This window comes from Methylomonas aurea, from assembly GCF_024505045.1.
In the GTDB taxonomy this organism is placed as follows: Bacteria; Pseudomonadota; Gammaproteobacteria; order Methylococcales; family Methylomonadaceae; genus Methylomonas; species Methylomonas aurea.
The window spans coordinates 1-14,297 of record NZ_JANIBM010000032.1; the positions used below are offsets into that span (position 1 = coordinate 1).

Below are 14,297 nucleotides of genomic sequence, written 5' to 3' on the forward strand. Positions count from 1 at the left end.
CTATGGCAAACGATATATGGCATAACCGAGAGGAGGGGATTACGAGTTCGTTGTTAGAATGTGAGTAAAATTGCGATAGTAAAATAAGCGATTTTTACCATTTCCGATACTATCAAGATCAGAACCATCAGTATTCATTCGAGCCAATATCGATGACTGCCAACTTTCTGATGGTGTCGGCTTTGACAATCTGCTGACAGTGTCTTTGAAAAATCACATGTTGCTATCACTAGCATAAGTGACGTGTCGTAAAACACATGTTTTCCGACAGTGTATAGCCGATCCAAAAATCGCAAGTTGAAAAAGCCTTAAAAATACGCGAAAAACCCTGTCGGAATGAGATACTATACGGAAACTAAATTTGATAGGTTTTTCGGTTATGTTGGTAGGCTACATGCGTGTTTCATCGGAATCGGATCGGCAAAGTACCGATTTGCAACGTGATGCACTGCTTGCCGCCGGGGTAGATGCCCGGCACTTGTTTGAAGACCGTGCTTCCGGAGCAAAAGATGACCGAACAGGTCTGGCAAAGGTACTTGAATTTGTCCACCCTGGAGATGTGCTTGTGGTATGGAAACTGGATCGGCTGGGCCGGTCGTTGTCGCATCTGCTGGAAATCGTAAACACGCTTAAGAGTAAACAAGTTGCCTTCCGGTCTCTAACCGAGGGCATGGACACCACCACCGCATCCGGCGAACTTCTGTTCCATGTATTCGGCGCACTTGCTCAGTACGAACGGGCCTTGATTCAAGAACGGGTCGTTGCGGGATTATCCGCCGCTAGGCGGCGTGGACGGATAGGCGGTCGCCCGCAAGCCATTACCGGCGAAAAACTGGACGCGATTATTGCCGCACTGAATGGCGGCATGTCCAAAGCGGCAGTTTGCCGCAACTTCGGCGTCAAACGGACTACCTTGATCGAAACCCTTGCGCGCATTGGTTGGACGGGTTCGAGTGGAACATCGTCACCATGATCGCCAAAAGCGAGCGATTAACCGTCCTCTCGGAAGCTGAGCAGGTCGCCCTGTACGGGCTGCCGGATTTCGATGATGATCAGCGGTTGGAATACTTGGCTCTATCTGAAACAGAATTGGAGCTTGCGGCCAGTCGCCCCGGTCTTCATGCGCAGGTTTATTGCATTTTGCAAATCGGTTATTTCAAGGCCAAGCACAGCTTTTTCCGTTTTGACTGGAACGAAGTCGAAGACGATTGCGCTTTTGTGTTGAGCCGTTATTTCATCGGCGATGTGTTCGAACGAAAGCCGATAACCAACCATGAGTATTACACCCAGCGAGGGCGAATCGCCGAATTGTTCGGCTATCGCCTGTGGACGTCCGACTTCCTGCCGCAGCTTGCACATCAAGTCGAGTCTATTGTACGGCGCGATGTCTCCCCAGGATTTATCGCTGCCGAATTGCTCATATGGCTTAACGAACACAAAATCATTCGGCCTGGCTATACCACTCTGCAAGAATTGATCAGCGAAACCCTATCTGCCGAACGCCGGCGGTTGGGCGGCCTGCTTGCGGAAATACTCGATGACGAGGCCAAAGCCACACTGACCCAGCTCCTGGTGCGTGATGATACCCTGTCTCAATTAGCGGCGCTAAAGCAAGATGCCAAGAATTTCGGCTGGCGTCAGATGACCCGTGAACGCGAGAAGCGCACCATGCTGGCATCACTGCACAGGATTGCAAAAGCCTTGCTGCCCAAGTTGGGCGTTTCACAGCAGAACTTGCTCTACTATGCGAGTTTGGCCAATTTTTATACCGTTCACGACTTGCGACACCTCAAGCCGGAGCAAACCTATCTCTACTTGTTGTGCTATGCCTGGCAACGCTACCGGCAGTTTACCGATAATCTGGTCGATGCGATGGCTTTCCACATGAAGCAGTTGGAAGATGAAAGTAGTGCAGTCGCAAAGCAATCGTTTGTTGCCGTTCAAGTACAGCGCCGTCAGGAAACCCAGCAGGTTGGGCGCCTGTTGCTGCTCTATGTGGATGACACGGTAGCCGATGCCACGCCATTCGGCAATGTGCGGCAGCGCGCATACAAGATCATGCCGAAAGACACGCTTCAGGACACAGGTCAGCGCATGAGTGTCAAACCAGCGAGCAAATTGGCCCTGCATTGGCAAGCGGTTGACGGCATGGCCGAACGTATTCGCCGCCATTTAAGGCCGTTATACGTCGCGCTAGATTTCTCCAGCGTCACCCCCGACAGTCCCTGGCTTGCCGCGCTTATTTGGACCCAAGGCGTATTCGCCAAGCAGCAACGCCTTTCACAAAGACCGCTTGATGAATTCCCGCCAACCACGCTGCCGAAGCGATTGCGACAGTATCTATTGATCTTCGATGCCGACGGCAAGCCGACTAGTCTACATGCCGACCGCTATGAATTCTGGTTATATCGTCAAATCAGGAAACGCCTGAAGTCTGGCGAAATCTACATTGACGATAGCTTGCAACACCGCCATTTCTCTGATGAGCTGGTATCAATGGAAGACAAGGCCGATATGTTGGCACAGATGGACATCCCATTTTTGCGCAAGCCGATCAATACCCAGCTTGATGCACTTGCGGCCGAATTACGAGAGCAATGGGTAGCCTTCAATCGCGAACTGAAACAGGGAAAATTGACGCACCTGGAATACGATAAAAATACGCAGAAACTGTCCTGGCGTAAGCCAAAGGCTGATAAACACAAGGCATCCGAGCGAACATTTTATGAAAAATTGCCATTTTGCGATGTTGCCGATGTATTCCGTTTCGTCAATAGCCAGACCCCGTTTTTGTCTGCGCTGAAGCCCTTGCAACCGCGATATGCAAAGAAGGTAGCCGACAGTGACAGCCTGATGGCTGTCATCATCGCTCAGGCAATGAATCACGGCAATCTGGTTATGGCTCGTACTAGCGATATTCCGTACCACGTTCTGGAGACAAGCTACCAGCAGTACCTTCGGCAAGCATCCCTTCAGGCCGCTAATGACCGCATCAGCAACGCTATCGCGGAACTTCCGATCTTCCCCTATTACTCGTTCGACTTGGAAACGCTGTACGCCGCTGTCGATGGTCAAAAATTAGGTGTTGAGCGGCCAACCGTAAAGGCCCGACATTCGCGGAAATACTTTGGACGCGGCAAAGGCATAGTGGCCTATACGCTGTTGTGCAACCACATACCGCTAAATGGTTATCTAATCGGCGCGCATGAATACGAAGCCCATCATGTTTTCGATATCTGGTATCGCAACACATCCGATATTGTGCCGACCGCGATCACGGGTGACATGCACAGCGTTAACAAGGCAAACTTTGCTATTTTGCATTGGTTCGGCTTGCGCTTTGAACCTCGATTTACCGACCTAAATGACCAATTGCAAGAACTTTATTGCGCCGACGATCCTGCGTTGTACGATGATTTTCTAATCAAACCGGTCGGCCAGATCGATAGTGAAGCCATTGCCAAAGAAAAACCGAACTTCGATCAGATTGTCGCTACGCTTGGTCTGAAAGAAATGACGCAAGGTACGCTGATCCGCAAGTTATGCACCTATACCGCGCCGAATCCGACACGCCGCGCGATCTTTGACTTCGATAAACTCATACGCAGCATTTACACATTACGTTATCTGCGCGATCCGCAACTGGAGCGCAATGTTCATCGCTCACAAAACCGTATTGAATCCTATCACCAGCTACGCGCAGCCATCTCAAAAGTTGGCGGAAAGAAGGAATTGACCGGACGCACCGACATAGAAATCGAGATCAGTAACCAGTGTGCAAGGTTGATTGCCAATGCAATCATCTACTACAACTCGGCGATATTGTCGAAGCTATTGACTAAGTTCGAAGCGAATGGGAATGCTAAGGCATTAGCGTTAATTACACAGATGTCGCCTACGGCTTGGCGGCACATCTTATTGAATGGGCACTATACCTTCCAAGGCGACGGAAAACTCATAGACTTGGATACCCTTGTGGCGGGGTTAGAATTGGGATGACGGAATTTTCGGCGGTTCCGGCTTACAACCCCCAATACTTCGCTATCGGACACAAACATTGCTTCAGCGCCAATTACCTCAATTCGGTTACGATTACGGGTAAGCAAAGGAGCAACATTCTCCACACAATTATGCATCAGTTGGGCGACGGCAACAGGGCTAAGCGCAACTTCATAACGATCAGCCTCAAGCTGTGCATGTAACAAAATATTGTCGATCAAACTATTCAAGTCATTAACGCGAATCAATGCCTTAGTATGTAAAGCCCGGTTTTCTGAATACATTGGATCGTCCGGTAGACGCTCAGCCAGTAGCTGCAAATACCCGCCGATTGCGTGTAAAGGGGTTTTCATCTCATGACTTACCATTGACATGATCTGCGCCTTGTAAACGTTAGCCGTTTTACTGCTTTCAAGTGCGATTTTCAAAGCACTTGTTCGTTCCTCAACACTTTTCTCTAATTCGGTTTCGGTTACTTCTATGTTAGCCAACATTTCATTTAGCGTAATTCTCATGTTATTGATTTCCGGTGAGCCAGAGAAGTGAACGCGATTTCCGCGCTCACCAATACTTACCTTATTAAGAACCGTTGCCATTTCCATCAAAGTGGAAGTAAACAATCGAGACAGCCTCCGGACGATAACAATAAAGAATAAAGAGAAAATCAAAGTAATCAATATTGATCCTAGTAAAAGCTTCCTCATTACTAGGTCATACTCGGCCTTGGATATTACAAGTTCGACATATCCTAAATAAATGTCTTGGTATATAGGGGAATAGAAGCACCATGAATCTCTGTTATCCACATAACGAAGTTCGTCTATACTAATCAACTGCACTACATTGCAGGAATACCGTGATCCATAAGATGCCAACGGTTCACCATGATTATTGTAGATCGATGCGCCCAATACGTTTTTGTCAGAACCTATATTATGCGAAGTAATATCATAACTGGGCTAGGGGGCTCAGCTCAAACCTGCGCAATTTTTTAATCGTATTAAAAACAGTTACATAAAAATGCAAGATGCCAAAATTGCTTGATTAAACACATCCCTACTACTTTCCAGCAAGGTGAAGTTTTCTTTCGCTCGGGTGATGCCCGTATAGATCAGTTCACGGGTAATAACAGGACTTCTGTTTTCAGGCAGCACCAAGGCAACGTGACTAAACTCCGAGCCTTGGGATTTATGAACCGTGATGGCAAAAGCGGTTTCCACATCCGGCAGCCGCATCGGCGATATCCAGCGTATCTTGATGTCAGCCAAGGGATCGTCGTTTGGAAATGCCACCCTCAGTTTCCCGTTGCTGTCTTTAAGGGCAATGCCGATATCGCCGTTCATCAGGCCCAAATTGTAATCATTCCGAGTCACCATGACGGGACGGCCTTCATACCAAAGGCTGGTTTTTTGTTGTGGAAACAACCAGTCTTCGATGCGCTGATTGAGCTCTTCTATTCCCCACACGCCACGGCGCAGAGCGCAGAGCACCTGAAAGGTATCAAAGGCTACCAGCACTTGTTTAGCCCAGTCATCGTATTGGGTGTTATCGGCAGGACGATTTTCCTCGATCACTGCCAGATAATAGCCATAGCCTTGACGATCATTGGGTTTGCCGTTGTCATTGACGCCGGCATTCAAGGTCACCAGTTTTTTTAACAAGCGGTTTGCCGCATCCGGATTAGGCTGTTCTCTCAGCTTTAAATACTCTGTACGCGGTTCAGGTATTAAATCCGCATAGGTACTTAGATTATTTAAGACGGCTTGGGCTTGCTCGGCATTCCCTAGATTCACCGCTTTGGCCAGCTGGCCAATACCACTGAGTTCATTAAACCGGTGGCTATACCGAAGCATGATGGTTTGTTGGTTGATCGCCGAACCGGTAACTGTGGGCGCATCTAACAGCTCACCTGCATACTGGTTAATCCATGCCCGTGTCGACTCGTCGTAGGCACTGTTTTCGGCGCCAAAGCATAAATCCCCCATCACAGAACCGGCTTCGACCGACGCCAATTGATCCTTGTCGCCCAGCAATATTAATTGGGCAGTATCCGGTAGCGCATCCAGCAACGAGGCCATCATTTCCAGATCTATCATCGAGCCCTCATCGACAACCACAATATCCGCGACGATGGGATTATCTCGATGATGAATAAATCGCCGAGAGTCGTGCCGGCTTCCTAGCAAGCGATGCAACGTGCTGGCTTTCTTGGGGATGGCTTGTTTGATGTCCTCACTGACGTTTAGATGATCCAGCGCCTTGCCAATGGATTCACTGACCCTAGCGGCCGCTTTGCCGGTGGGTGCGGCTAATAAAATATTCAGCTTTTTCGTATGGTTTGATTCGTATTGGGTTAGGTTAATCAATAGTGCTAAGAGCTTCGTCAACGTCGTGGTTTTACCGGTACCCGGTCCTCCGGTAACGATGGTAAACCGCGAACGCAAAGCCAACACACAGGCGATTTTTTGCCAATCTGGGATCTTTGAGTTTTCAGCTGTTTCAGGGATAGCAGGAAACAAGTCTGTTAATTGATCGCGCAACGCGACGGGCAAATGCTCTCGGATTGGCCGCAAGCGTTGTTGGATACTCGTATTCAGGGTTTGTTGATAGTGCCAGTAACGCCGTAAATATAAACGCCCCCCTTCCAAAACCAAAGGTGTGCTGCCCTGCCCCAACGCAACCAGCTTCGATTGTTTCAGCGCCGATAGCCAATGTTCCAAATTAAATGCTTGCAGCGCCGATAACTCGCGGTTTGCCAATTCATGCTCGACTTTCCAGGCATCATCGGTCGGAATGGCCAGCGTTAAGCCAGGCTGTTGACAGAGTTTTTCTAAATCCAGATACACTTCACCTCGATCCAGCTGGTGACTGACCAGAGCCCCGGCCCACAGGACGGCATCGCTCGCATTCTGATCCTGATCGAGCAGAAAACGGACGAAAGCTCTGTTCAACTGGCTTAACCAACCCCGCACTATCCATTGATCCATGTTTTCAAGTACGGATAATCCCTGCGTCATAGTGTGTCTCCATTCAGCGTCGATGCCGAAAACAGTTTATCCAGGCCCTCGATGAGTTCACGCGGCGGTTTAGTCAACAGCCGGCCACCGCTTGGGCTTTGCGATCCACGCAGAAATAAGTACAGTCCGCCGCCGATATGCGTATCGTAATCGTACTGTTCACCCAGCCGAACCTTCAGCAAACGATGCAACGCCAGTAAATAGAGTGAATATTGCAAATCGTAGCGTTTTGACAGCATCGCCTGTTCAAGAGCCTCCTGCGTATAACTCGCATCATCATTGCCCAGGCTATTAAACTTGTAATCCACCACGTAATATTGCTGCTGATACACAAACACCAAATCCATAAAGCCTTTTAATAAGCCGTTGACGAATCTCGGCAGCAAACTCGGCCGGGGAAGCCCTGCAAAGGTATGTCGGGTCACCAGCTGGTCTAAGGCTTGAACATTGACGGCGTCCGCCCCCAGCAGAAACTCCATTTCAGCCTGATAGTCATCGGCACCCAGTTGAGCCAAACTCAGATTTTCACCTTCCAACAAGGGCATGCTTAACCAGACCGATAATGCCGAGGCAATAATCTCTTGTTTGTGAGTCCATTCACTGGCGGTAAAGCCCTTTTGGATTAATTGTTGGCCTAGCGCCGGATTGGCCTGCACAGTCGAAAAACCTAATTGTGCGCATTGCTCCAGCAGGTCATGAATCAACACCCCAGGCCCTGAGCCTCGGGCTAAACCGTGAATGCCGGCCAGTGGCTTTAGCGTCGGCGCGAGATTCAGGTCCGCTTCATCATTTTGTTTATCGTCCCGGGCGGTTTCCAGTTCTTGCGGCAGAGGCGGTTGCTCCTCCTGGATCAACTGAGTCTCTTCAATTTGCAGGGCGCTATAGCTTGCCACCCACCAATTATTGGCAATTCTGGCGGCGGCAGTGCGCGTGGATTCCAATTGCTCCGTTTGTTGCGGGGCAAGGTAAAGCTCATCGTTGATGGTGGGTAAGCCGGTCAGCAGGATGGACTCGCAATGGCCTTTCAGGTGCGTCAGTTGTGAACCCAACGCGCCGACGGACAGTCCGGCTTGCCAGTTCAACAGCGAACCCATGGCGGATTTTTCCAGCTGGCATTCCTTGGTATTGCCGAATTTAATCGGCGCTATCCCTAACCAGCAGGCATGTTGCGCTCGAGTCATGGCGACATACAGTAAGCGCAAGTCTTCCTGCAGGCGTTCTTCATCGCTTAACGCCCTAATGTCATCCGCCTTCGTCAAATCGATGTTGAGGATTTGCTGTTCATCGTGATAGCGGTAGTGGGTATTGAATCGGCTGTTGATTTCCCGAAAGCTGCATATAAAAGGCAGAAACACCAAGGGATACTCAAGGCCCTTGGATTTATGGATGGTGACGATTTTGATCAGATTGGCATCGCTTTCCAGACGGATAATACCTTCGTCGCCGGATTGACTACTCTCGGCTTCGATAGCCTCCGCCAGATAACGGATTAAAGCCTGCTCGCCTTCGAGCTGGCCGCTGGCTTGTTGCAGAAGCTCCGCCAGATGCAATAGATTAGTGATGCAGCGTTCGCCTTCACTGTCCGCGGTGAGCCGCGCATGCAAGCCATAATCGCTCATCAGTTGCCGCAAGGTCGGCAAAATACCATCCTGTTGCCAGCGCGCCTGATAACCCAGGAAACGTTCCAATTGCTCTTCCCAACCTGGCTCATCTATCGCCAGTTGCTGCAGCGCTTGATAAGACCAACCAAAGGTGGCGGTACTTAACGCGGTGCGCACCTTGCGTTCATTACGCGGTTCGGCGAGCGCTTTCAGCCACAGCAACAGGTCTTTCGCCTCACGGCTGGCAAAGATCGAGTCGCGCTCGGACAGATAAACACTACGCAATTGGCGTCTGGCCAGTGCGTTTCGCATCACTTTGGCTTCGGCGCCGCTTCTGACTAAAATCGCAATATCCGAAGGTTGTAAGGACTTTAACTTTTTTGATGATTTAAAACCGGTACGGCCTTGCGTCGCCAAATTCAGCAAGCCCACAATCTCGCTGGCCGTCACCTCGGCCATGGTTTGCCGATATTCCGGCAGTCCCACGGGCTTTAGCTGGCCATCGGCATCGGTGATATCCCAATGCCAGAGCGTTAAGGCCGGCGCCGCCAGATCGTTGATGACCCATTCATCCTCACGGCCCTGGGCGGCCACAGCAATGAACGGCAAGGGATTATCATTCTCGCGTTTGAACCGAAAAGCCCCGTTGGGCTGCTGATCGGCATATAGAAAGACCTGATTCACCGCGTCCACCAGATGTTGGGTAGAGCGGTAGTTAGTGCCTAGCGTGTAATGCTTCCCCTCCGTATCTTGATGCGCCCTGAGATAGGTATAAATATCGGCCCCCCGGAACGAGTAGATCGCTTGTTTAGGATCGCCTATCATCAAGCAGCCCAACTCAGCATTGCCCTCTGCCGGATACAGGGTGGAAAAAATACGGTATTGAACCGGGTCGGTATCCTGAAACTCATCGATTAAGGCGATGGGGTATTGCTGCCGAATCACGCTTGCCAAGCGCTGACCGTTGTTGCCTTGCAGGGCTTGATCAAGGCGGGTCAGCATGTCATCGAACGTCATCCGCGCCACACGTTGCTTTTCACTGTCGTAACGGTTGCGAATCCAGTGGATGGCGTGTTTGATCAGTTCGATTTTTAAATTCGGTAATGCCGCGAGTTGCCCCGGTAATCGGCTAATCGCCTCAAAGCCGGGATGCACGGGTGGCGTTTGACCCGATTTGGCGAGGTTTGCCATACCGGCCGGCGAAAGGCTTTTAAAACCCGTTAGAAGATCAAGCGATTCCTGATTTGGATCAGAACTCCAGGTTGCTATTTTACCGATCCAGCTCTGAATGGAATTGGACTTATAGTTTACGCCAGGCAGTACTTTGTTTTTAACTGCTGTTTCCACTAACGCTTTAATTTCATCTGCCCATACTCCCCAGGGCTGCTTGAGTAATTGCAAAGCCTCTTGTTTGGCGGTATTGACTGCGGTCATCAAGGTTTTGATGTCTTGATCGGGCGTCAGGCAGTCTGGAATTGGATCGGCGTTATTTAACAGCGATCGAATTTCCCCGAGTAAGTTATCCGGTTGCTGAAAAAGGCCATAGAGCGCCAGAAAGTCCGGGTCGTCGTGCGCCATTTCGTAATAGAACGTGCGCCAATAATCTCTAACCACTTCGTTCAACAGTTCGGTATCGTCGGTATTGACCTCCTGATGAAACAGGCTGCCACTATCGAACGCATGTTGTTGCAACATGCGATTACACCAGCTATGGATGGTATAGACAGCCGCTTCGTCCATCCAGTTGGCGGCCAGTTCCAGACGCCGGGCACAGGCTGGCCAGAGAGCCGGATCATAATCCGCGCGGATGGCTTCCAGAAAGGCATCGCTTTTCACCGGTTTCTCACGGAAAAAACGCGCGACCTGGCTAAGACGCTCTCGAATCCGTTCGCGCAACTCTTTAGTCGAAGCTTCAGTAAACGTGACCACCAGAATTTCCGGTGGCAATAACTCACGCCTCGGAAGTGAGTCGTCGGGTTGATGCCCCAGTATCAAGCGCACATAGAGTGCCGCAATGGTATAAGTCTTACCCGTCCCGGCGCTGGCCTCAATCAAGCGGGTCCCGGACAAGGGAAACGTCACCGGATTTAACGCAATAGCCGTACTCATTCTGACACTCCCTGTGCGATTTCGGTTTGCTGGATTTGATTAAAGGCCGGTTGATACAGCGTTTCCACCCAATATTGAAAAGCCTTATCTTGATAGTTGTTTTGACCCGACTTTTGAGCGGTTTCCTGAGGGCTTTGGTTTAAACTGGCAAAATCCGGAAAGAATCGTGTCAGATAGGCATCGTAATCTACCTCCCCTGGCGTCCAATCATCCCCTTGGTATCGGCTGATGGCTTTTTCCAGGGCTTTATCCTGATCACTGTTGGCAGCGGCGGCCAGCCAGGCAAAAGCGGTTTTGCAGGCCACCGGCAACGGGGCTTGCATCCCTTGGTGATACGCTTCGACCAGGGATTGCAGGTGCGCATAAGCCTCGGCTTGATCGATGGCGGGGATTTCAATCACCGTATCGGCGGCAATCACCAGCGTCTGTACCGGTAAATGATCGGCACACGCCGCCAGATGCTGCACCCAATGTAATAACAAATTGGGGTATTTGAGGGTCTTGTCTTTATTGATCAAGCGCTGAGCGGTCAAATAAATCAAGCCATCCCCCTGCTGATCGCTGCTACGCCGTAACTGGCTCAAATCACCCGTCAAATGTACCGTCACCCCATCGGTCAGGGTAAAGGGCGGCAAATGGGTGGCATGAGCTTCGAGTTCGCTGGACCAGATGGGCAGTATTGCTTGGTACTGCTGCCAGGCCAATTTGACCGGTTCGCTGATGGCGTCATAGGTGGCCTGAGCAAATCCGCCTAAAGGCAGCAGGCCCTGCTGGGCCATGGCGGATTGTTGCTGGGTAAAAAACGCCGCGGTGTCATCGAGATCGGCGCCGTTCGCCTGTTCGCTGTTTAAGCGTTGCAGCAAGGCTTCACTCAATACATAGGCTTGCAACGCGTCAAAGCCAAACGGTTCATGATCTTCGCTGGTGACCGTTTCCTCATCGAAGCCAAACTTCAGGGTATGATTGCAGAAGGCTTTGACTGGGGCTTTTAAAAAGCGGGCCAGCGACTCCAGAGAAAGCGTGAACCCTTTTGCTTCCAGATTGGGTACAGATCGCTCGGATAAATGGCTATCCGTTGCCGGCTCATACCATTCCCGCGCATAGGTAAACAGCCGCGGATCACGATTTTGCAGCACATAGGCCAAACTAAACGGTTGCAGTGGATGTTCGACGGTCAAGGACGCCAGTAAGGAAACCTCATCCGCAAGCCGCCATCCCTGAGCTAACACTTCGCGTAATTGACTGATCAACACCGAAGGCGGTCGCTCGCTGTTATCGCGGATGCTGCGCCCTACCCAGCTGATATACAACTGCTGTCTCGCCGACAATAAGGCCTCCAGAAACAGGTACTGATCGTCCTGCCGGCGCGAACGGTCGCCGGGACGATATTGGCCTCGTTGGCTCATCAGATCAAAGCTGGGTGCTTGTTGATTGCGCGGATAGTCGCCGTCGTTCATGCCTAACAGGCAAATCACCCGGAATGGAATGGCGCGCATCGGCATCAAGGTACAGAAATTGACGCGGCCGCTGAGGAAACGTTGCTGCAAGGACGGTTCATCCACGCTGGAGAGCCAGGCCTCACGCACCACATTAATCGGCATCGTATCCGTTTCCGTTAAACCTGCTTGCTCGCAGGACTGGCCCCACTTAGCTAAGGAACTGGTCAGCGTTTCCAGGGTTTTTCGTTCCTGGTCGTTGCTGACGCTAAAAAAGTCGTCCAGCAGCGCTAACAGGGTCCGTTGCCAATCTTTGGTATTTTGTTCACGCTTGAGTAACAAGGCGAATTTCTCAAGCGTCTCCAACAGAAAGGACAAATCGCCCACCCATTGCGCCTCCAGCCCGCCAATTTCGGGATAAGGCTCGATCTGTGCAAAGGCTTCGCCGGCACCCACCGCATAACCTAATAACATTCGGCGTAAACCAAACTGCCAGGTATTGGCCTCCAGATGGGACGGCATACTCACCGTCTGGGTACGTTGTTCGGCATTTAAGCCCCAACGAATGCCGGCTTCTTCAATCCATTGGTGTAATTTGGGAATAGCCGCTTCATCGATAGTAAAACGTGCCCGCAGTGCCGGCACTTCCAGTAAGCCCAGAAACTCGCTGACGGCAAAACGCGATTCCGGCAAATTCAGTAAGGCCTCGACGGCCACCAGCATGGGGTTTTGACCGCGTTGCTGTTGGTCGGCCAAACTGTAGGGAATATAGCGCGGATCATCCGCTTGAATCTGGCCAAACACCGCGCGGATATGCGGCGCATATTGATTGATGTCCGGCACCATCACAATCACATCGCGCGGGTAAAGCGGTTCCCGGTTTTGTTTGGCGGCGGCAAAACGGGCGAGCAATTGATCGTGCAAAATTTCGACTTCCCGCTGCGCGCTATGGGCAATATGAAAGGCGATGGAATCATCCGCTGCGGGTAGGAGCATGGGCTCTTCCGGCAAAGGCTCCAGATCAAGAATGGACTGCTGGAGATGTTGCAATAAACTGCGTTGACCGAGTTCCCCATAGTCTTTGAATAGATCGATTTTGTTCTGCGGCCAATGCCAGTGCTCATAGTGCTGGGTTTCATCAAAATGGTCCAGCAAGCGAATGTAATCACGGCCCTGTTTACCCCAGGCGGCCAATAACGGCGACGCATGAAGGTGCAGTTCTTCGGCGGTCAATGAGGAGGTCATCCCCGCTTTATAGGACTGCCGCCGCCGCTCGGCTTTGAGAAGTTCCTTGTCTTCGATAATATCGGCCCAGTAGTGCTGGCAAGGGTTATGGACAAATAAGACAATCTGACAAAACTTGCCCAGCTTGGCCAACACTTCAAGCGATTGTTGCGGCAGGGACGACAACCCAAACAAAATAATCCGCCGAGGAATCCCCGCTGGACGCTGATCCAGCGTGTCGATATGCGTCATAAACTGGGCATGCACCGATGCTCGACTGGCGAACTGCATCGACGCCTCGCCCAAATCCTCAAGCACCGCCCGCCATAAAAGGGCTTGCCAGTGCTGTTGTTCGGGCAGAGGCTTGATCTCACCGTGGGCGTTGCGCAACACATCATTCCCATCGGCCCAATCCGAAATCCAGTCCGAACGGTACACCTGATATTGGTCGAACAGATCTGCGAGTTGTTCGGCCAATTGATAGCGTTTACGGCTGTTGCTGTCATCCGCCAAAAAGCCGGCCAGGGTTTCAAAACCAGATTGAGTGATCAGCTTGGGCAACAAACGATACAAACGCCAAATCAGCGGGGCTTTGGCCAGGAGTTGCTCTTTGGGAATTTGCTCGCCCAATACCGCACGATAGGCACTCCAGATGAACAACGAGGGCAATTGCACTTTAGTCGCGGCAACAATGCCTAATAAGGCGTTTTGGGCCAAGTTTTGTTTCAACCACTGCCCCATGCCATTGCTCTGCACCAGGAAAATCTCGTTTTCCAAGGGGGCTAGCGGGTGTTGGCGTAGCCAATATTCTAGGACATCCCGGAGTTCTTCCAGTTGATTGGAATGAATCACGGCAATACCGCTATCCAGTGGGCTGGTGTGATTTGATGCGGTCATTATATGTTGCCCTA

Annotated in this window: 6 protein-coding genes; 2 read left to right on the forward strand and 4 right to left on the reverse strand. The window is 51.0% G+C overall.

Translation table 11 applies throughout. From position 1 onward, the window contains the following. Positions 1-379: 379 nt before the first annotated feature. Together NP603_RS17690 and NP603_RS17695 are read left to right on the forward strand one after the other, a co-directional pair. On the forward strand, positions 380-973 hold the full coding sequence (locus tag NP603_RS17690; protein WP_256612232.1) for a recombinase family protein: 594 nt from the start codon (positions 380-382) through the stop codon (positions 971-973). After that, positions 970-3,999 carry a Tn3 family transposase gene (locus tag NP603_RS17695; protein ID WP_256612233.1) on the forward strand — a complete coding sequence of 1,010 codons (3,030 nt, stop codon included), beginning with the start codon at positions 970-972 and terminating at the stop codon, positions 3,997-3,999. Before NP603_RS17690 ends, NP603_RS17695 begins: the two co-directional genes overlap by 4 nt. On the opposite strand, the gene NP603_RS17700 is transcribed toward NP603_RS17695, so the two are convergent. The 4 genes from NP603_RS17700 to recC all read right to left on the reverse strand — a co-directional run bounded on the left by NP603_RS17700 (position 3,930) and on the right by recC (position 14,283). Next, positions 3,930-4,676 (reverse strand): sensor histidine kinase, encoded by a 747-nt coding sequence (locus tag NP603_RS17700; protein ID WP_256612234.1) that lies wholly within the window; start codon positions 4,674-4,676, stop codon positions 3,930-3,932. The genes NP603_RS17695 and NP603_RS17700 overlap by 70 nt on opposite strands. Positions 4,677-5,009: 333 nt before the next feature. Continuing rightward, positions 5,010-7,016 carry an exodeoxyribonuclease V subunit alpha gene (gene recD, locus NP603_RS17705; RefSeq protein WP_064023684.1) on the reverse strand — a complete coding sequence of 669 codons (2,007 nt, stop codon included), beginning with the start codon at positions 7,014-7,016 and terminating at the stop codon, positions 5,010-5,012. Then, entirely contained in the window at positions 7,013-10,726 is a 3,714-nt protein-coding gene (recB, locus tag NP603_RS17710) for an exodeoxyribonuclease V subunit beta (protein WP_064023685.1), read from the reverse strand. Before recB ends, recD begins: the two co-directional genes overlap by 4 nt. Continuing rightward, complete coding sequence (recC, locus tag NP603_RS17715; RefSeq protein ID WP_064023686.1) at positions 10,723-14,283, reverse strand: exodeoxyribonuclease V subunit gamma; 3,561 nt, start codon at positions 14,281-14,283, stop codon at positions 10,723-10,725. The genes recB and recC overlap by 4 nt, the downstream gene beginning before the upstream one ends. Positions 14,284-14,297: the final 14 nt, after the last annotated feature.